Origin of the sequence: Halocella sp. SP3-1 (assembly GCF_003953885.1) — a bacterium.
Classification (GTDB): Bacteria; Bacillota; Halanaerobiia; order Halanaerobiales; family DTU029; genus Iocasia; species Iocasia fonsfrigidae.
On record NZ_CP032760.1, the window covers coordinates 3759554 to 3780353 of the forward strand.

A 20800-nucleotide genomic window follows, 5' to 3' on the forward strand; every position below is an offset into this window, starting at 1 on the left:
TTAAATTTTTCCAGATTAGACCTTGGAGTACTTTCGGGTTAAACCAATACATTTACCAGGAAATTATAAATTATATTGGCTGTTTTAACAACAGAATCAAGCTCAACATATTCATCTGCACTATGATAATTTTCACCTGATGGACCCATCACATAAGTAGGTATTTTTGTTCTGGAACCCAGGTAATTAAAATCACCAACACTGGAGAAATAAGCAATATTGGCCTCTTGAGAGGTGGCAGCCTGTATACTCTCCTTAATGGCCCTGGTATAGGGATTACTTTCTGAGACTACATAGGGTTGGAAGCCAGCACAATCTGGATGAGGGGCATCCCGGAAAGAAATGCTTGCTTTACCTTTTATATCAGCCCGCTCAATGGCTTTTTCAACCTCCTGCCTGAGATAGTTTCTGTCTTCTCCCAGGGTAACATGTCTAAATACAGAGAATGAAGCTGTATCAGGAACAGAGAGTGGAGCTCCTCCACCCTCAACATCAATAATACAGATCGAACCTGCTCCCAGTTTTGGGTGTTCTTTAAGCTTGGACTTCTCCAGTTCTACAATAACTTTTGAGGCCTCTGTAATCGCATTGATACCCTTTTCAGGATTTGCCCCATGGGCAGATTTACCTTTAAAATTAACGGTATATTTCCAGCCACCCCTGGCCCCCAGACATAAACAAGGGAAATCTATACCAGCAAAAGCCGCACTGGGCTCTGGAACAATTGATACATCAGCATTATCATAATACCCATCCATTACCAGGGCATCTGTTCCTAAACCATACGGCCCTTCTTCATCACAGACCAGGGTATAGAGTATCTCACCATTAAAATGTTCTACAGTCCTGGAAAAAGCCTCGACAGCCAGCATAATAGCAGTATCCCCACCCTTCATATCAAGGGTACCCAGACCATACATGCGGTTTCCTTCAATTTCAGCAGCCAGGGGTTCTCTTGTCCAACCGTCACATATATTTACTGTATCAAGGTGTCCATTTAAGACTACCTGTGGTCCTTCATCTTCACCTTCCAATTTCCCGACAAGATTGGTTCCTTTAAAATCTGTAATCTTCTTTTCATAAAATTTATGTGTATCAACAGGTAGATTTTTAGATTTGAACCAGTTAAACACATATTCCATTATTTCATCCTCATGAAAAAATGGACTATGAATCCTCACCAAATCACCCAGTAAACCCTTAACCCTCTCCAGATTGATAATTTCCTCTACAGTTTTACTCATCATACCCCTCCCTGATAATAATCTAACTAGACCCAACATCACTCCAGACAAATCAGATAAATCATTATATTTGTTGTATTGTCAAAAAACACTGAAAATTTATATCTATCCTTCATTTTATATTCAAAGCAAGAACTGTGCCAGAATCTGAAGAAACAGGGATTTTCAATAAAAAAATTTAACAAAACACCCATTTTCCTGCCATTTACCTTACATTAACCCCGAAACTAACCCTGGACTATCATTTCGAATTACTAAAAAAGAGCTATTCAGCATTTAGGGAATAATAATGATTTAAAATTGTATCACTAATTAATCCTCGCCGGTAAAACCCTCTCTTTCCCCTTAAACAGGCAGAGGTTTTTATTTTTAATTCATAATTGTATCGAATGATTCAAAAACAAATCATCGTTGCCTCATTATTACTTTATACAGAAGAATAAATAAAATCGCTTTCACAATTTATAGTTATTTAGTAACAATCCTAAATCATCTTAAACCAGACAAATATATTTACTGAACGACTCTAAAAATTGTCTGGAGGTAGGACACCGGAAGACAATTTCTCGACAGCAAGCGAAGGCAGGACGCCAAAGCGCACGACAAGGGAAGTAAATATATTTGTCGGTCGTTAGAATTATCTACAATCCAAAAATATTTAAAAAAAAAGCCTACTTTAAGCAGGCTTTTTAAATCATATACTTCTTCCTTTTACGCACAACTGTAGGCTGGCTCACTTCTAAAACTCTGGCCACTTCATAAGTACTACTGCATTTCTCAAAAGCCATCTTTAAGATGTCTTTCTCAACCTTTGATACTGCTTTTTTAAGGGGAATAATATCAGTAACCTTAATATCTGTCTCTTTATTCTCTATCTCTTTTATCTTCTTGGGCAGAATCCTGGGCTCAATTATATCCTGACTATACATAACCACAAACCTTTCAATCAGATTTTTCAATTCGCGGACATTACCAGGCCACTTATAATATTCCAGGTATTCAATAGTCTCCAGGGCTATCTTCTTATTTACATTATATTTCTTGTTAAACTGATTTAAGAAATTATAACTTAAAGGGGCAATATCTGCTTTCCTTTCCCTTAGAGGAGGGATATGAATCGGCACCACATTAAGCCTATAATATAAATCCTCCCTGAAAGTCCCTTCCTGCAGCATTATATCCAAATCCCGGTTAGTAGCAGCCAGAACACGGACATCAATCTTAATACTCTCTGTTCCCCCCACCCGCATTATCTCTTCTTCCTGTAAAACACGTAATAATTTCACCTGCAAATTTAGCGGTAATTCCCCAACCTCATCTAAGAGTATTGTCCCTTTATCAGCCAGTTCAAAAATCCCTGGTTTTCCATCAGACTTGGCACCAGTAAAAGCACCTTTTTCATAACCGAAAAGCTCAGCCTCCAATAAATTATCTGGGATCGCTCCACAATTTACCTTCATAAAAGAATTCTTACTGCGCTTACTGGACTTATGAATTGTTCTGGCTATAATTTCTTTACCCACACCAGATTCACCAGTAATTAAAACTGTAGAGTCTACCCCCCCAATCTGTAAGGCCAGGTCAATAATCTTCTCCATTTTATCACTTTTAACTACGACATCATCCAGTTCCAGCTGCTGTAGACGCAGTTTTTCCAGTTCAGAGTAGTATTTTTTGCTTAACTGTTTTGTTTTTTCTAATTCCTCTTTTAGGTGATTCAATTCCTTTACATCACGGGCTGTAGTTACTACCCTGACTATCTTACCTTCTTCATTAAACACAGGATTACCTGTACTTAAAATCCTCTGTCCACTCTTAAGTTCATGCATTACTGTCACCGGTTCACGTTTCTCTAAAACCTGAAAGGTAACTGATTCAGAAAATATTCCCTCAGCGACCAGTTCCCTCATATTTCTCCCTAAAACATCTTCACTCTTTATTCCTGTTATTTTTTCATAACTACTATTAATTCTGATTGTGTCTCCCTTACCATTAGTAATATATAAACCATCAGAGACCGATTCAATTATAGCATCTAATTCCTTATTTAAATTCTTGACTATATTTAATTCCTCTGAAATTTTTTCCAGATCAGAAACATCCTGAAAGATGGCCATAGCCCCTTTTAATTCGCCATTTTTATAGATTAAACTCCGGTTAGTTAAAACGGTAACATTACCGATATTTAGCTTTTTACCTGACTCCTCTCTTTCATCTTTCAGAACACCTATCAAACCTGTATTAGGGAGGATATCTATCAGTGGTTTACCCAATACTTCTGTTGATTTACGCCCCATGATTTTTTCAGCAGCTGCATTAAAGGTAATAATTAAACCATCTTGATTAACAGCAATAATGCCATTATGGGATGAATCAAGGATAGTAGTTAGCTCCCCTACAACCTCCTGTGACTGTAGATAGAATCCCCTGACCAGGTCTGTTCTAGTTAATATCCCGACTAGTTCATTATCACTATTAACCACCGGCAGTCTACCGACATTAGTCTCCAGTGCCTTTTCAATAGGCTCATCTTCATTTATCTTAATCAGGTCCCAGGTCATTAGTTCTTCCACTAAAGTACCTCTATCTAAATTATCAATTATTACCTCCATCAAATGGCTTTTAGTAAATATACCCAGTAGTTTTCCCTGATTATCCACAACAGGTGCCCCATCAATTTTATTATTATGAAATACCTGGGCCGCCCTGTTAATTGTATCCTGCCTGAATAAAGTAATGGGTTTCCTGCTCATTATATCAAATACCCTCATATAACTCCTCCTAGTTAATCACTGTAGCACATCAGGTATATAAAGTATATCATAATATTCAGTAAAATAAAACGCTAAACCCCCTCACTTTACATAAGAAGGTCATCTAAAGACAGTATTATTTCTATTTCTCAGCTAAAACCTGTTCAAGAAAGACTCTAACCAGTTGAGGGTCAAATTTGTTACCAGATAGTGATTTAAGCTCTTTAATTACTTGTCTATTATTATGCAGACTATGTCGGTAGTAATAATCTACAACAGCCAGCATCCTGGCCTGGTATGGTATCTCTTCACCTTTTAAACCATAAGGGCCACCACTGCCGTCCCAATTTTCTCTAATAGTTAAGATCTCCTCAGCAATAGGGGCTAATTCATTAAGGTTTTTAGCAATATTATAACCTGCCTCAGATATTTTATAGTTATCCCCTGCTGTTTCGGGGTTAACCCGGCCTATATCATAATATTTAGCCAGTTTTCGTATTTTTCTGAGTTTACTATCATTAAACCCCAGAACCTGTCCAAATTTGTCAGCAGTCCTGATTACCAGAGATAGGTATTTACGGAACTGTATTAAATCAGCATGCAACTTATTTAACAATTCCTTTAAGATCAGTTCTTCAAATTTGGGCCGATTTATCAATTTTTTTTCATACATATTCTCATCTGCTTTTTTCAAAACTCGCTCAAACCTTTCCTCTTCACTAAGCTTAGTAGCGATACCAAAACAGATTGCCGGTTTAAAGAGAACACCCTCCAGCCTTACTTCTTTCTTGTTTATCCTTTCAAGCAGTTTCTCTGCCTCTTTATAAGATGTTCCTGGTAAGATGATTATAAATTCATCACCACCCCAGCGGCCGATCAGATCACCCTGACGGCTGCTTTGCTGAATAATACGGGCAATTTCTTTTAATAGATTATCTCCTGTCTTATGACCAAAAACATCATTGGTGAGTTTTAAGCCGTTAACATCACCGATAACAATAGAAAAAGGCAGGTAACGCTTATGGTCAAGGCGTTTAATTTCCTCTTCCAAAAAATTTCTATTATATAAGCCGGTTAATCTATCATGGAAAAACCTCTGGCTTTCCTCGGCTTTAACCTCTGTTAGTTGAGATAGACTCTGATAAATATTCAACATATAGGATTTTTTGGCAGATACTTTAAAGGGATATCCCCGTATCAAAACTGCAATCTCAGTACCATCTTTTCTGGATCTAATGGTGGACTCTTTAAATTCCTTTTTACCCGCAGCTAATTCCAATAAGGTCTCATTTTCATGATGAAGGTCTGGAGGTACTATCAATTCAGATAGGTCTTGACCTATTGAATCTAGTTCTGAATAACCAAACATCTCCTCAAAACCCGCATTTGATAAAACTACTTCTCCCTGTGCATCCAGTACAACCATTGCCAGTGGAATATAATGGAAGGACCGCTCATAGATTGATAGTAATTCCTGCTGCTTGATTTCCATCTCTAAACCTCACTCCCTCCACCATTATCAAATTAACTATTATTGAGCTTTATAATATATCACATTAACAAAAAAGGCAATATCGATCACCAATAAAAAAAACCAAAAAATGAGACTTTGTACCTATTATAACTCAAAAAATATTATTTGTAAATGAGTTTTCAATGGTGTTCCCAATATAGTACCAGGTCTACATTTATAACTGAGAAGATATTTATTACACACAAATCAGGAATTACTTAAAATTTTGCTATCCTATGTCAGCATATGATTTAAAGCCAAAGAGACTTTCAGCATTTTTCACTGCATTCAGAACTGCTTTTTCTATTACTGCAGCTGCCAGCATCCCTAAAAGATTTATATTTACCTCCACTTCCCCTGCTGCCATAGTAAAAATTGTATCACCATCTACTAAAGAATGAGAAGGTCTCATAGTCCGGGCATAACCATCATGGGCTATACTGGCAATCTTATTTGCCTGAGATTTACTGATTTTAGCATTTGTTAAGACTGCAGCAATTGTTGTATTACCACCGAAGGCAGTATCACCCTGCTGCAGACAGGCTATTAATTCTTTTTCAGAGTTTATCACTTCTTGACCATTTTCCTTTAAAGCCCCTGCAATTACACTTCTGTTCTCAGGGTTAATAACATCTCCAAAGCAATTAACCGCTGCTACTGCCCCAACCTTGAGCCTGCCAACCTGGCAGGCATATGTACCCTGGCCACCTTTCATAGCCCTTTCCATACCCAGGTATTTGCCAACCGTGGCACCTAGACCAGCACCAAAGTTTCCATTCGGTATTTTCTCTCTGTAAATATGCTGACAGGCCTGATATCCCATTTCCCTATCAGGCCGTTTTTTAAAATCACCTATCCCCAGGTCAAATAAAACAGCTCCTGATACAATTGGCACCCTGCCTATCCCTACATCAAAACCACAGTTTTTTTCTTCCAGATACTCCATTACTCCTGCAGCTGCATCAAGACCAAAGGCACTACCACCACTTAAAACTACAGCATGAATTTTTTCTACTAAATTAACAGGGTCTAACAGGTCTGTCTCCCTGGTCCCTGGGGAACCACCCCTGACATCAACACCACCAGTAGCTCCTGTTGGACAGATAATTACTGTACACCCGCTGCCCCCTTTATCATCCTGGGCCATCCCAATTTCAAAACCCTCTATTTCACTTAATGATATTGACTGCATTTAATTCCCTCCTAATTATTATGTAACTTAAGTATAATTTATTTTTAGTATTCTGCCAAGTATTTCTCTTAAAATACCCATACTGATTAAAATATCATTTAAAGCCCCATTGTAACCAAATAATTGTCTCCAAACAACAGAAACAGCCACACTTCCACCAATTAAAGATGGAATATAAAAAATAGTTCTATAGATGCCAACAAATTTATGTTTTTGGTTAAACAAAACAGCTAGCAATAAAGCAAAAGACAATCGCAAAGGTAAGGCAGTAAAGGTATAGATAAAGGTTACTTTAATAGCTACCAGAACCTTTTATCAATAAATATTTTTTGATAATTCTTCCACATAAGTTATTTTCTAAAGTAAATTTTATCAAATGCAGGAAATTAATCTTTCACCTAGAATTATAGTAATATATGTAATTTTAAAAATTATCTAAAATATGCAGAACTTCTTTTAACAGCAATTTCACAATTCACTTGAATCCAATACTTCACTGCTTTACAATTCATCCTTTTATTCCTTAATATTATAGATAATAAACACGGAGGGGAATTTTATGCAAAGAAAGATTATATTGGGGACAGTAGCTGTTTTTCTGCTGATAGGTTTTGTTTTTAGACAGTTTTATATAGGTCTGGGTAATGTATTTTTGATTGTCGGTATAACTGCTTATCTAGGATCAATATACATATTTTTAAAGGATAAAAATGATTATACAAAAGTAATTTCAGAAAAGATAAAGAATAAGGACTTATTAAAAGATAAATTCATCGAAGAAGTGCATAGAATAAACCCTGATTTATACTATATTTTTAATGAATTCACCAGAACTATTATAGAGTTTAAAGACTCTGTAGAAGAAATCATCAAATTATCCAGTGTTGTCACCGAAACTGCCAACGAATCCACAGATTTATCTAAAACCATGATTGATATCAATAATTATATAGCCAAAGGGGCTGAACAACAGGCAGTAGAGACCGAAAACTGTATGAAAGACCTGCTCAGTCTATCTAATAGTTTTGAAGAAATGTTTAATACTGTCAATAAAACAGAAGAAGGAGTCAATAACCTCAAAGAAATCAGTAGTGACGGCACAAAGAGTGTTTCAGTCTCCATGGAAAAAAGTAATGAAATGCAGGGGGTATTCTCTGAAGCCATCACTATTACAGATGAATTAAAAAAGAGTGCTGACAGCTCAGATAAGATCGTTTCTGCAATAGGTTCAATCTCCAACCAGATTAACCTCCTCTCTCTTAATGCCTCAATAGAGGCTGCCAGGGCCGGGGAGTCAGGCAAGGGATTTGCCGTAGTCGCCCAGGAAATCCGACAGCTGGCCGAACAGAGTGATAAATCTGTTCAAGAAATAGGGAAAAATGTAAAAACAATCAATAAAAAAATAGATGATACCATCAATATCATCAATACACTAACGGAAAAAGCAGAACTCCAGTTAAATGCAGCTGATCAGGTAAATGATGCCTTTGAAAAAATTAATACCGCAGTAAAGAGCTTTGTAGAGGAACTGGCAGTACTTAAAGATAATGTAGCAAACATACGCAGTACCAAGGACTCTGTAGTAAATGCTATTACAGACATAGCCTCTGTTTCTCAGGAATCTGCTGCCTCTACTGAGGAGGCCAGTTCAAATAGTAAGATGCAGAAAGAATCTAATGCAACACTCTTTGACCTTGCTGAAAGACTAAAAAATACTGCGGAAGGTGTTAATCAAGGTATCAGTGATTATAAAGTCAGAAGACAGCAGAAAAAAGTAAAGAAAATCGGATTTGTCCACACACTTGACGAAAAACACCCCTTTATTAAAAAAATGATTGAAAACGGAAAGTCAACCGCCCATCGTTATGGTTATGAATTTATAATAAAGTGCCCTGAATCAGGAAACCAGACCTTTAATGCCCAGTTAAAGCTGGTTAAAGAACTGGAAGAAAAGGAAATTGATTACTTAATACTTACACCTGCTGATAATGAAGCCTTTATTCCGGTTATAAACAAGCTGGATAAAAAAGGCGTTAAAACAATCTGTATTGATTCTGATGCACCAGAAAGCCGGAGACTCGGCTTTATCGGCACTGATAATTATGCTGCCGGGGTTAATGTAGGTGAGGTAATCGTTAAAAACCTTAAAACTACTGCTCATGCTAATATTATCTTAAGTATGATCAATGAAAAACAGAGTAATATGATAGACCGTATGCAGGGGATTAAAGATGTCCTGAAGAAATACCGGGGAATAAGTATTATGGCTATTGAATCAGGTTATACAAATAGTAAGGAAAGACTGAGAAATATGGAATACCTTGTTAAACAATACCCCCAATTTGACCTTATGGCCGGTATAGAAGCAAATTATGTCGATTTGGTTAAAAAACTTAAAAACAGGATGGAGCTAAGTAATAAGTCTTTTATCGGCTTCGATAATATTCCAGAAAACCTACAACTATTACAGGAAGGGGTAGTAGATGCGATAGTTGCCCAACGTCAGGAACTATTTGCCAAGATAGCAGTAAGGAAAATCTATGATTATGAAGCAGGCAAACTGGATAATAATATTGAACTACTGGATACCTATGAAATTAACCAGATAAACATCAAGGCCCTTGCCAGGTAAGAATTAAAATACTATTGAATCTTAAATAACGAAAGGTCAAGAAAATTAATCATCTTGAACTTTCGTTTTTATATTTCATAATTACCTTTCTGTCTGTCAACAGGGTTACATTATTTCTTCCAGCATACCATCTTCTAAACTTATAGTTCGATGTTTCTTATTTATAAGAAAAAAAGACATTCGCGCAATCCATAATAATACATCCAACTTTCAAATTCTATGTTGTTACCGATCTTACCGTTCTTAATTCCAACTATTTTATAAGCATAATCAATCATTTGAAGATCCCGGGTAGAAAAAATCATGGTAGTTCCCAAGTCTTCATTCATTTTGATTATTATCTCCATAATCTGGTCAGCGGTTTTTGAATCCAGATTAATAGTCGGTTCATCTAATAATACTAATACAGGTTCTTTTACCATAACTACAGCTATTACTGCCCGTTTTTTCTGAGCACTGGATAATTCATTTGGCCTTTTGTTTTTCAAGTCATATAGTTCAACATATTGTAAAATTTGCATTACTTTATTTTTTAATTTTATATTATTTTTTTCTACCAATCTAGCAGCATATTCTACATTCTCATAGATAGTCATATATGGTATTAAATCAAAATCATTAGAAATATACCCAATATTATTTTCTCTAAATAAATCTAAATCTTTTTTCCCCAAGCCAGATAACTCTTTACCATCAAAAAGAAATTTACCACTGCTAGGTTTATCTAAACAACTAATTATGTTCAATAAGCTTGTCTTCCCTGAAGCAGAAGGACCAAATATAGTAGTAAATTCACCTTTTTCTACTACTAAATTTATATCCTTCAAAGCAACTACCTCAGATTCTCCCTGACAATAAATCTTATTGACATTTTTTAATTCCAGTAAATTCATTAACTTCCCCACCCCATTATCTTTTTTTTTATACTGAAATTTTGATGATACAGGAGATAATTATTAATTCTTAACCTATATTTTGGATTTTATATAGATTATAACTAATTATTCCATTCTTTTATAGTAACTTTAGGCACTATATTACATATTACTTAAGTAATATTTTAAAATCCTTTCCTTTGATGATAGAATTTTAATAGAACAATATAGGGGCTTGAAGTTTTTTTATTTTTACTTGTTTTTATATCACCTCTTTATTTACAAATCCATGACTAATCCATAGCCATATTCAAAAAGAGGATCATATTGCCTATCACCATAGTTAATAGGTAATTGTGATACATGCTTTGGCCAGGTTATTGGTAGTCTACCTGTAAAATTATAATCACCGAAAATTACATCTGCCACTCCCTGCCCTTCTGAACCTGGTAGCCAGGCCTCTATAAAAGCATCCCAGTCATCAATATAATTACTTACTATTAGAGGGCGACCAGAAACCATAACCACTACGATTGGTATCCCAGCCTGTTTGACCTTATTTAGAGTAGTTATATCGGCTTTACTCAATGACAGATCAGGGTCATCTCCTTTCCATTCAGCATATGGGTTTTCACCAATTACCACAATTGCAATGTCGGCATTGTCAAGACTAGCTACTACTTTCCCTCTACCTTTAACAGCATTTTTAATCCCCTCTTTAATAGTAGTACCCTCAGTTATATCTCCTGTACTACCCTGCCAGGAAAGAGTCCATCCACCACATTGACTGCCTATATCATCACAATTACTCCCTGCAAGATAAATATTTGCACTCCTGGAAATAGGTAATACCCCATTTTTATTTTTTAACAATACTAGAGATTTCCTTACTGCTTCACGCGCAGCCTCTCTATGTTCACTAGAACCAATTACATTAAAGTCTACCTGTTTGGGATCAATAAAAGGCTCTGCAAACTTGCCTGCTTTAAATTTAATAGTCAAGATCCTACTTACTGCATCATTGATCCTATCTTCACTTATATCACCAGATACTACAGCTTCTTTTAAAGTGCTAATAAATCTTTTCCAGTCATAAGGTTCCATAAACATATCTATACCAGCATTAACCGATTTAACAACCTGCTCATAATAAGATGGCAATTTTATATCATGAATCGAATTCCAGTCAGAAAGTACTATACCATCAAACCCTAATTCCTCTTTTAAAACATCAGTAATCAAATATTGCTGGGCGTGCATCTTAGTTCCCTGCCAACTGCTATGAGAAACCATAATACAACCCACTCCTGCATCTATTGCTTTCAAATAACCCTGCATATGTATTCCTCTCAATACCTCCTCAGACACAGAAACATCACCACGATCAAGAAGACCGTCTTGGCCCGTCCCTAATTCTACTCCACCATCACCAAGATAGTGTTTGGCCGTAGCAATAACATACTCTCCACCCATTTCGGTATCTTCACCCTGTAAGCCTTTAATATATGCTGCTGTAAGTAGTTCCTGTAATTCAGATGTCTCCCCAAAACTTTCATAAGTCCTTCCCCATCTTTCATCACGTGCTACAGCAACAGATGGGGAAAAATTGAGGTCTAAACCTGTTGCTCGTACCTCGACAGCAGTTATTTTAGCTATTTTTTTAACTAACTTGGAATCTCGGGTAGCCCCTATACCAATATTATGAGGAAATATTGTTGCATTTTTTACACTATTATGACCATGTACGGCATCAATACCATAGAGAATAGGTATTCTTAAACGAGAATTCATAGCTTCCTTTTGAAAATTATTATACATTTCTACCCAGTTGGAAGCTTCATTAGGATATGGCACTGAACCCCCACCACTCAGAATTGACCCCAGATAATAGTTTTTGATATCCCCAACATTAACAGCATCTCTTTCTGCCTGTGTCATCTGACCAATTTTTTCTTCCAGAGTCATTAAATCAATTAATTTATTAACCTTTTCTTCAATAGATAAACTTTTATCATTGATAAAATCTAATTTCACTTCAGATATATTATTATCTTTTCCCTGTACATAATTTAATGTTAATCCATTTTGAACAGCTCCAGTTAAAGACATAAAACAAAGGAAAACAACCATTACAAATATAAATCTGTATCTCACCTTTTTCCATAATATTTTCTTAATAATTCTCTTCCCCCTTAAAAAAACCTTTTTTATTGAATATCCCTTTATCTATTCTGTTATAAATATCCCTACTTTTTTAGCTAACTTTTCATGTTGTAGTGTTTTCAGATCATTAAATATAATTTGATATTTGCTAACATTTTCCCCTAAACTACCGTAAACCCTGATATAAAGTGTCCTGCTATCTAACCATTTCCATTTAAAAGAAGGTATAAATTTCCCCTTTACTGAGCAACTCATCCAATAACTATGAATAATAGGTAACATATCCTTCTCAAAACGGTAAACCACTTGACCACTATTCTTATTTAATTCCTCCTTTTTAAAGACTAAGGCCTTACTTTATTTTCATTTTTTCCCATATAATTATTATATTTTTCTAAAACATCAATATTTCCTGCCTTCATATATATTTTTTTTTGTGCTAAAAATAATACAAAAGCCTTACCATAAATGGTAAGGCTTTTGTATTAATGTCACCCCATTAACTATAATTTTAATATGACAAAATATAAAAAAGATTTTTAATAGCAATTTTAAGTTGTTGCATATTTTTTATTTAACGCAATCTTTTTCCAGTTATAATAACCGTATGAAGAATTAAGTAAATTTGTAATCTTCATAACTATAATTATAAGAGCTGTCTTATCGCCTGACATGTATACCATTATCCACATTGCAATAGATAAAGCATTTACAACAACCCACATTAGCCATTGTTCAGAAAATCTCATAAGGTAAAGTATACTAGCTATAACAGAAACTACTGTAGTAAGAGAGTCCATAAATGGAAGGTTTCCTCCCATTACCTTCAATATTCCTGAATATCCAAAAATTCCTGCTACAGTACCTATAAATATCATTACCATCAACTTAGGTGTCATTGTGCGAAAACACACTTGCCCATTACTCTTTGTATTCTTTTTCCATAAGTAAATAGCAATAATACTAACAGGTATACTATATATAAGATTGTACATAACTTCACCATAAAGCTTTACTCCCATACACTGATATGAATACAAAAGACTGTTAATCACTGCAAAATAAAGTCCAGTTACTTTTCCTTTGGCACCCAAAACCAAATTAAGACTTCCTGTAAGACTTAATATCAACATGAATGGCGTATCTCCATTTAAATACCATACACTTATCATAATAGTACAGACTAATGCAAGCCATAATTCTTCATATATTGACCAATCACTAAAATAATTTTTTATTTTCTCCATTTTTAATTGTCCTCCCATTTATTAATAAAATATAATTACTGTTTCGCTAAACTAAAAATTGTAATTTATCAAAGGATTCTTTATCAATTTTAGTCCCTTGTACTTGCACTATCTTTCCTGCTACTTTATTTGCTAATATACAAGCATAATTAAAATCATATCCCATTGAATATGCTGAAATAATAGCTCCTATGTGACTATCGCCTGCTCCAATTGTATCTACTACCTTAACTTTTTCCCCTTTCATTTGAGTAATTTTATTTCCATCATAAAATAAAGTCCCATCACCTCCCATTGTAATAAATACATTATTTTTATTTAATTCATATAAAGCCAAAATACTATCTTCCACACTGTCTTTACCTGTAAAATCTAAAGCTTCTTTTTTATTTAAATGTAAGATAGGTCTAGTTGAAAAAATTCTCTTCATAACACTCTCTTCTATTTCAGTTATAACTGGTCCGGGTGCAAAAAATATATTTTTATTTTCTTGTTCTGTTAACCAGTGTGATATTATTTTCCCACTTTTACCACAAACCTGATATCCTGCAACATATATATTTTGATATTCTTCCATATTAAGATCATCAAACCACTTTTTCTTATACTTTCCTTCTATTCCCTTTACATTTATAAATGTTCTTTCTCCATCATCTTCAACTAAACATAAAGAATAACCATTATCCATTTCTGAATCATCCACTAATACCTTGTAGTTCTTTGCTTTTAAGTTTTTCTTTATAATATCTGCATATACTCCATCACCTACTGGCACAAATAAATCATGATCAATATCAAAATTATATAAAATATTTGCAACATTATAAGCACATCCACCTATAGATAATGTTCTTTCATTACAAAAGATATCCTCACCCTTTTTAGGTAATCTTGGTATCTTCATAATAATATCTACTATAGCTGCACCAATAACTAAAGTTTTCATTAGATAAAGTTCCTTCCTTCCATCAAGATATCAATATATTCATTAAAATTTAAATTATTTTGTTTCTCTAAAACATCAATATATTCTTTCTTAATAAATTTACCACCTTTAAGTGCTCCACAAATTGCAGTTGACATAGCCCCTATGGTGTCTGTATCTCCTGCCAAATTTGCACAAAGTAAGCAAGATTTATTAGGATCTTGTGCATAATAAGCAATTGTAACTGCTGAAGGTACAGATTCACTAATATTTGTTCCTGCACCTACTATATCATATAGTTTTTCTAAGAACTTATCATCATTTCCTTTATATTTATCTGCAATTTCAGTTCCTATTTTTATTCTCTCTGTTAATGAAGGGCTATATGTTTCTACACCTAAAGTCCTTGAAATAGGTTCCATATCAAATATATCTTTTAAAACAATTTGAAAATCATCATTCTCTATAGCAGAACTAACAGCAACTGCAATCATAGCTGCTCCAGCTATAGTTATATCACTAGTATGTGTAACCTGAGAAACTCCATATACAAATTGAGCCAATCTTTCTTTATCCTCAGCTTTAAAAAGACATCCAATTGGTGCAATTCTCATAGCTGAACCATTTGATAATGCTTGATCTGTTACTTTCTTTGCATTTAATCCATCTCTAAAATTAGCTAATGCAACTTTTGAAGTAGGTCCTAAAATATTATTTTCGAAAGCACTTTCCTTTTCTGCCCACTTTAAAAGTCTTGTTGCAATATCCTGTGGTGAAGGTTTAAAATCTGTATTTTTAATGGAATCTAGTAAAACAAGAGCTTGTCCAGTATCATCAGTAAATTGCCCTCTCTTATAGTTAAATGCCACCTCATTTTCTTTTGGTCCATCTAAAAACCCTTCAATTTTACCAAAATAAGCTTTTACTCTATTCCTTCCCCATAACTCTGCAGGCATTCCCATTGCATCTCCTAATGCCATTCCATAAAGTACCCCTGCCATCTTATTTCTCACTATTTATCACCCCGTTCAATTTTTAATACAACTTGTTATTATGACTAAGTAATACAACATGTATTGTTTTTTTAATTATACGAGTTTCCATTCCATATGTCAATATTAAATTTAAGTCCCCTAATTAAATTAAACACAAATTTCAGATATTTTTCTCTCGTTTTTGTAGTTTTTCTATACTTTTATAATTTGGGGTAAATGCAATCTGATTATATATGTTATATACAAAATGCTAAACCTTATTTAGATTTAACATTAAAAATTAATCACTTTCATTAGTTTTTCGATTCGTTTAATATTTTATCGTCCCATTGGGCACTCCTGAGTTAGTATATATCGTCCAGTATCTAGCCGAAAGGCAGGGCAAATTTTTATGTTTTTTTCTTGAACTTTACTCTTTAAAATTGTTATAATTGAACAAAGGTCTGTATTGTTAGAAAAATGTTTCACTTCACGAGTAAATCTTAATATATTTATATAACAGATAGACAAATATTACTTTCGACTCTCATGGATTGATGTATTAAATAAAAGTATTATTGATTACCATCTAAGACACAGGAAAACGGGGGTTAAAATGAAAAACAATAAGAAATTACCAAAATACGAAAAGATTAAATTAGATCTAATAAAAAAAATAAATAATTCTGAATTAAAGCCCAATCAGATAATACCTTCAGAAAATGAATTATGTGATGAATATGGTGTAAGCAGAGTTACTGTTAGAAAGTCAATTGATGAGTTAGTTCTAGAAGGGTATCTATATAAAATGAAAGGCAAAGGTAGCTTTGTAAAAGCTAAATCTCCAGCTGAAGGAATACCAAAAATTCATAGCTTTACAGAAGCTATATTACATCAAGGAAAAACTCCATCTAAATTATTAATTTCCTTAACAACATCAAAACCAGAAAATAAAATTGCTGATAAACTAAATATAAATATAAAAGATGATGTATATATAATAAAGTGCTTATATTCTTCAAATGGAAATCCATTTTGTTTAAACAAATCTATATTACCTCAAAAACTGTTTCCTAAACTTAATTATTTTGATCTTAGTAACAACTCTTTATATGAGATATTAAAGTCTTTTTATAACTTAAACTTTACTCGTGCTACTCAAACAATTAATGCAACTACAGGTAATTATTATATCTATAATAAATTAAATGCTGATGTTAATACACCATTATTAAAAATAAATGCTACATCATTTTGTATACATGACAGTCAAGAAATTCCTTTTGAAATATATGAATCATTTATTTTAACTGATATTATGAGTTATTATGTTGAAAAATTTAATTAATGCTCTACCAATCTTATTAATACGCTTTCTTTCACCCCATATCTCTGCTACATTTACATTAAAACAACTGCGTTTACAAACGACGGTGAATTGCCAGCAAAAAAATTCAAATCAACACGAATGTGATTGCCAAGGAAGAAATTTATGATGGCTTTTATGGTGTTTGTACCGTAGAAAGAAGGCGATTGTCTCTCTTATAAACGAAAACCCCCTATCATCAGTGTCTGATAAGGAGTTATATAATAAGTCGTCTATATATTAGAAGTATAATAATCTATTTTTTATAAATATTTACTTAAAATATCCTACCCGTTCACCTACAGGCACTGCTTGATATGGATCATTGCCTGCAGCAGCTTGATAAAAATAAACAGTAACTGCATATTTAGTGGCATTACCCTCCCATTCATTAGGATAATATTTTTCAAAAACACCCTCAAATGATTTTTGATATGGGACATTATCGGCTACTTGCAATCTTAGCAGTGAGATATTACCATTACTATTATTTTCATTTAAAGTCTGACAGTGAAAGGCACTGTCAAAATGATCTGGACAGGCCCAGGCATAGCCAAAATAGTCTTCAGTACCAGTTCCAAATGTAGAAGGGAATTTTTCCCCATCGACAAAGAATTTTTCATCACCTTCACCCCACCAATAGTCACCAGGTTTGGCACCTTGCCAGTGTTCCACCCAAACTGGATTCCAGATATGAAGATGAATACCACAAAAACGACCTCTACCCTCTGTCCTCAAAAAAGGCCAATCTGGCCATCTATCTTCAGCTTCTATCAACAAGACATCACGGTGCCACTTAGCATGAAAACGTCCAAACTTTTCAATCTTTTCATATAAGGGTTTATGAGTAATTATGAATCTTACAGATTGCTCTTCTTTACTATCGTTACTTAATTGTAATAAAGCATTATCACTAAAAGGCATAAACCAGCGGGAATAAAAACCTTCTTCGCTCATACCCATCATTAGGGAACAATATCTATTAACACCCGGCGCTGTACCAAAAAAGTCACCCAGTGGACTCCAGACAGATGCTTCTTCTTCATTATCCCAATAGATACTAATAGCCAATTCCCGCAGCAGTTTGCGTTCAGCAATAAGGCCTGTAGGTAAATCCATCTTAACCTGCAATGAGGTTATGGCTCTGCATTCATCAATGTAACTAATATCTATACTGCATATATCTACTGTTTCTCCAGGTCCTACTTTTATCTCTATTTCTTCGACTTCTTCATCTTCATCAAAAATAAAGGGGTTTTCTCTTTTTTCTTTTAAATTATCATTCACTTCCTGTAATGCTTTACGATCTTCTTCATTAAATTTACCCTTAAAAGAAGGAACTTTAGACTCCTCAGGGAATTCACCATAAGTGACATGATAATAAGCTCCCCATTCTTCACTTAAAGTTATCTTACATGATTTCTGAAAAGTTATAGGAAGATAATTATTACACCCCCTGGCCTTTATATAAACTAATTCAGGAAAATTAAAAAGTGGTTTACTATTATCAAAATAATCTTTAAAAGGCATATCCAGTACAGGCTCTTCTGCATCATCAATATATATTTTTATATGTCCCTCTTTTGGATCAGCAGACCAGACCCGCCAGATAACTCCAGGTCCATCTATTTCAGCTATAACCTGTTCTTCCCCCTCTTGACGGATAATACCATCACCATCAGCATTAGCCCCCCAGCCAATATAACTATCTGTTTCACTATCATATTTACTGCGTCTATCATAACTGGACCATTGCTTACACTTTTCCCCCTCAAATGGTAATTCAGCGAGTTTTTCTACATTAATTAACCGCTGTACAATATCTTTATATTCCACTGCCATGCCCTCCTCATTATTTTTAGGTAATCCCACTTTTTCCAGCACAAATTGTCATCTCATAATAAACTTACTTAAACTTCTAAATACATAAATCACTTCTATCTAGGCCATCTATCTTCTTTCTTCATCAAAGGAACAAAAGGGGTATGAGGTTCAGCTTGATACCAATAGGCTACACTGGCAAGGTCATCCTGTCTTTCAAAAAGACCTTTATGATTAACACCAATCTGTTGGATAGTAACCCTAATGTCCTCCGCAAAACGAATGGGATCCATGATATGCCAGCGATAAAATCCCCTCATCGGAGGACAATCATCATTATGATATAAATTGTGGACTTCTTCATCATGGTGTGAATAATATGGATAACCTAAAAACGGAGTACAGTATGTATTTTCTACAGTCTTGCCATCTTCCTGTAAGGCAAAACTCCAGGCTCCACCAAAGTAATCTTCCATACCTGTTCCACAAATAGTTGGGTAATCTTCATCTCCATCCAGATAAACCTTAAGCTCACCCTCTCCCCACCAGTATCTCTCAAGTGTTGTAAGGGCTATATAAGTGCCGATATACTGTCCTTTACCTTTCACTCCATCTAAAATAGTATAGTCTTTTTGTTTTTCTGTCAATCTTTCCCGTTTCCACTGCGCATGAAAATAAGCGGTTTCTTCTGGTAATTCATCATACAAACAGTAATCTATCTGATAAAAGAAAGCAGGTACTTCAACCTCATGTTGATTCTCAATTGTAATCCTTGTTTTTTTCCTAAATGGCATTGGGAAATAACAGTTCATACCTCTGGTAGGGTTGACCACAATCGGCATTGAATTTATAATACAACCTCTACCAAAACCATTACAGAAAAAATCCCCTAAAGGACTCTCTACAGATGGTTCCTCTTCATCATCCCAATAAAACCTTATTACTAGATCCCTTAATACAAAATAATCTGCCTCAGTTTTATCTGTAACAGTGATCCAGATATATTGAATAATACCTGGACCTTCTATTTCAGCTAAAGTGGTAGTACTCCCAGGAGCTAATCCTCTAAGACATGGTGAGCCTTTTCTGGATTTCCCTAAATTGCTTGCTGCCATACCACCTTTTCCTTTTTCTCCATGTGGGTTTTCTGCCGTAATTGCACGACTTTTTCCATTATTCATTAGTGGTAATGTACTTAAACCATTCATAAATAGATTATTAAACATTGTTTTATTTCCTTTCTAATTAGGCTTTTACGCCTCCAGCCATAATTCCATCCATTATTTGTTTTTCAAAGATTGCTACAAATATAATTATTGGTAAAATAATAATCCATCCCATAGAACTCACTAAATCCCATGGTACTGAATACATATTATCTTTAAGAGGGAGTTGTGTAATTGCCGTTGATAATACCTGAATATTGTTCGCATAAAATAAAGGAATAAAAAACTCATTTAAACATGTAATAAAATTAGTTATTGCAACTATTGCAATAGCAGGTTTTAATAGTGGAAGAATTATATGATATATCTTCTGTAAAAAAGTAGCTCCATCTATCGCTGCTGCCTCTTCAATAGATATAGGTATCTCGGAGATAAAATTCCTTAAAATTAAAATTGTAAACGGAATAATCTTACTAATATACAAAATAATTAAGCCAGTATAGGTATCATATAATCCTACTCTCCTCATAAAATCATATAGTGGCCTTGCAGTTACAACATTAGGTATTAGCATAGAAAACAAAATTAACATAAATGCAATCGATAGCCCCTTACTTTTATACCTAGCAAAACCATAAGAAGCCATAACACAAATAATAGTACCAATTATAAGAGTAGTTCCAATAATAATTAACGTACTTACTACTTTTTCTATCAAACCGACATTATAAATTAAATAAATATAACTAGATATTGTTGGATTATCAGGTAAATAATCAATTGGTTGTTTAAATAATTCTCCAGCAGGTGTAATTGAAGAAATAAAAATCCAATATAGTGGAAATAAAATAATAAACGAGACAGTAAGTGCTAATATCCATTTTAGGCCACTATTTAATATTTTTTTTATTTTATTAAAAATCATTTTT

Annotated in this window: 16 protein-coding genes; 2 read left to right on the forward strand and 14 right to left on the reverse strand. The window is 34.1% G+C overall.

The window, feature by feature from the left end; genetic code table 11:
* Window positions 1–38: 38 nt before the first annotated feature.
* The 5 genes from D7D81_RS18025 to D7D81_RS18045 form a co-directional block, all read right to left on the reverse strand.
* Window positions 39–1247 carry a M20 family metallopeptidase gene (locus D7D81_RS18025; RefSeq protein WP_286169914.1) on the reverse strand — a complete coding sequence of 403 codons (1209 nt, stop codon included), beginning with the start codon at window positions 1245–1247 and terminating at the stop codon, window positions 39–41.
* 686 nt (window positions 1248–1933) lie between these two features.
* Window positions 1934–4015, reverse strand: coding sequence for a sigma-54-dependent Fis family transcriptional regulator (locus D7D81_RS18030; RefSeq protein ID WP_125991401.1), 2082 nt, complete (start codon window positions 4013–4015; stop codon window positions 1934–1936).
* A gap of 124 nt (window positions 4016–4139) precedes the next feature.
* Window positions 4140–5489 carry a diguanylate cyclase domain-containing protein gene (locus D7D81_RS18035; protein WP_125991402.1) on the reverse strand — a complete coding sequence of 450 codons (1350 nt, stop codon included), beginning with the start codon at window positions 5487–5489 and terminating at the stop codon, window positions 4140–4142.
* A 250-nt stretch (window positions 5490–5739) separates the two neighbouring features.
* On the reverse strand, window positions 5740–6702 hold the full coding sequence (locus D7D81_RS18040) for a P1 family peptidase (protein WP_125991403.1): 963 nt from the start codon (window positions 6700–6702) through the stop codon (window positions 5740–5742).
* 27 nt (window positions 6703–6729) lie between these two features.
* The gene (locus D7D81_RS18045) at window positions 6730–6954 is read right to left on the reverse strand and encodes a sugar ABC transporter permease (protein WP_125991404.1); all 225 of its coding nucleotides are present in this window, start codon (window positions 6952–6954) and stop codon (window positions 6730–6732) included.
* A 307-nt stretch (window positions 6955–7261) separates the two neighbouring features.
* On the opposite strand from D7D81_RS18045, the gene D7D81_RS18050 reads away from it, so the two are divergent.
* Entirely contained in the window at window positions 7262–9334 is a 2073-nt protein-coding gene (locus D7D81_RS18050) for a substrate-binding domain-containing protein (RefSeq protein ID WP_125991405.1), read from the forward strand.
* 161 nt (window positions 9335–9495) lie between these two features.
* Here D7D81_RS18050 and D7D81_RS18055 read toward each other — a convergent pair whose 3' ends face one another.
* From D7D81_RS18055 to D7D81_RS18080, 6 genes are all read right to left on the reverse strand, one after another.
* Entirely contained in the window at window positions 9496–10227 is a 732-nt protein-coding gene (locus D7D81_RS18055) for an ABC transporter ATP-binding protein (protein WP_125991406.1), read from the reverse strand.
* Between the two features lie 261 nt (window positions 10228–10488).
* Entirely contained in the window at window positions 10489–12318 is a 1830-nt protein-coding gene (locus D7D81_RS18060) for a glycoside hydrolase family 3 protein (protein ID WP_286169917.1), read from the reverse strand.
* A gap of 117 nt (window positions 12319–12435) precedes the next feature.
* On the reverse strand, window positions 12436–12627 hold the full coding sequence (locus D7D81_RS18065; protein ID WP_125991407.1) for a hypothetical protein: 192 nt from the start codon (window positions 12625–12627) through the stop codon (window positions 12436–12438).
* A gap of 296 nt (window positions 12628–12923) precedes the next feature.
* A complete protein-coding gene (gene pnuC, locus D7D81_RS18070) occupies window positions 12924–13619 on the reverse strand; it encodes a nicotinamide riboside transporter PnuC (RefSeq protein WP_125991408.1) in 696 nt (231 codons plus the stop codon).
* Between the two features lie 46 nt (window positions 13620–13665).
* Entirely contained in the window at window positions 13666–14565 is a 900-nt protein-coding gene (locus tag D7D81_RS18075; RefSeq protein WP_125991409.1) for a PfkB family carbohydrate kinase, read from the reverse strand.
* Window positions 14565–15557 carry an ADP-ribosylglycohydrolase family protein gene (locus D7D81_RS18080; RefSeq protein WP_125991410.1) on the reverse strand — a complete coding sequence of 331 codons (993 nt, stop codon included), beginning with the start codon at window positions 15555–15557 and terminating at the stop codon, window positions 14565–14567. Before D7D81_RS18080 ends, D7D81_RS18075 begins: the two co-directional genes overlap by 1 nt.
* Before the next feature lie 577 nt (window positions 15558–16134).
* On the opposite strand from D7D81_RS18080, the gene D7D81_RS18085 reads away from it, so the two are divergent.
* On the forward strand, window positions 16135–16866 hold the full coding sequence (locus tag D7D81_RS18085; protein WP_125991411.1) for a GntR family transcriptional regulator: 732 nt from the start codon (window positions 16135–16137) through the stop codon (window positions 16864–16866).
* Window positions 16867–17157: 291 nt separating this feature from the next.
* On the opposite strand, the gene D7D81_RS18090 is transcribed toward D7D81_RS18085, so the two are convergent.
* The 3 genes from D7D81_RS18090 to D7D81_RS18100 form a co-directional block, all read right to left on the reverse strand.
* Window positions 17158–18720, reverse strand: a complete 1563-nt coding sequence (locus tag D7D81_RS18090) for a glycoside hydrolase family 172 protein (RefSeq protein ID WP_205739279.1) — start codon at window positions 18718–18720, stop codon at window positions 17158–17160.
* A gap of 101 nt (window positions 18721–18821) precedes the next feature.
* Entirely contained in the window at window positions 18822–19931 is a 1110-nt protein-coding gene (locus tag D7D81_RS18095; RefSeq protein WP_125991412.1) for a glycoside hydrolase family 172 protein, read from the reverse strand.
* 19 nt (window positions 19932–19950) lie between these two features.
* Window positions 19951–20796, reverse strand: a complete 846-nt coding sequence (locus D7D81_RS18100; RefSeq protein ID WP_125991413.1) for a carbohydrate ABC transporter permease — start codon at window positions 20794–20796, stop codon at window positions 19951–19953.
* Window positions 20797–20800: the final 4 nt, after the last annotated feature.

Excerpts from the sequence above, each read along its gene's own strand:
- D7D81_RS18055 (WP_125991406.1), bottom strand. The coding sequence starts at position 10,227 with ATGAATTTACTGGAATTAAAAAATGTCAATAAGATTTATTGTCAGGGA.
- D7D81_RS18100 (WP_125991413.1), bottom strand. The coding sequence starts at position 20,796 with ATGATTTTTAATAAAATAAAAAAAATATTAAATAGTGGCCTAAAATGG.
- D7D81_RS18050 (WP_125991405.1), top strand. The coding sequence starts at position 7,262 with ATGCAAAGAAAGATTATATTGGGGACAGTAGCTGTTTTTCTGCTGATA.
- D7D81_RS18095 (WP_125991412.1), bottom strand. The coding sequence starts at position 19,931 with ATGTTTAATAATCTATTTATGAATGGTTTAAGTACATTACCACTAATG.
- D7D81_RS18030 (WP_125991401.1), bottom strand. The coding sequence starts at position 4,015 with ATGAGGGTATTTGATATAATGAGCAGGAAACCCATTACTTTATTCAGG.
- pnuC (WP_125991408.1), bottom strand. The coding sequence starts at position 13,619 with ATGGAGAAAATAAAAAATTATTTTAGTGATTGGTCAATATATGAAGAA.
- D7D81_RS18025 (WP_286169914.1), bottom strand. The coding sequence starts at position 1,247 with ATGATGAGTAAAACTGTAGAGGAAATTATCAATCTGGAGAGGGTTAAG.
- D7D81_RS18065 (WP_125991407.1), bottom strand. The coding sequence starts at position 12,627 with ATGAGTTGCTCAGTAAAGGGGAAATTTATACCTTCTTTTAAATGGAAA.
- D7D81_RS18060 (WP_286169917.1), bottom strand. The coding sequence starts at position 12,318 with ATGTCTTTAACTGGAGCTGTTCAAAATGGATTAACATTAAATTATGTA.
- D7D81_RS18075 (WP_125991409.1), bottom strand. The coding sequence starts at position 14,565 with ATGAAAACTTTAGTTATTGGTGCAGCTATAGTAGATATTATTATGAAG.
- D7D81_RS18035 (WP_125991402.1), bottom strand. The coding sequence starts at position 5,489 with ATGGAAATCAAGCAGCAGGAATTACTATCAATCTATGAGCGGTCCTTC.
- D7D81_RS18040 (WP_125991403.1), bottom strand. The coding sequence starts at position 6,702 with ATGCAGTCAATATCATTAAGTGAAATAGAGGGTTTTGAAATTGGGATG.
- D7D81_RS18085 (WP_125991411.1), top strand. The coding sequence starts at position 16,135 with ATGAAAAACAATAAGAAATTACCAAAATACGAAAAGATTAAATTAGAT.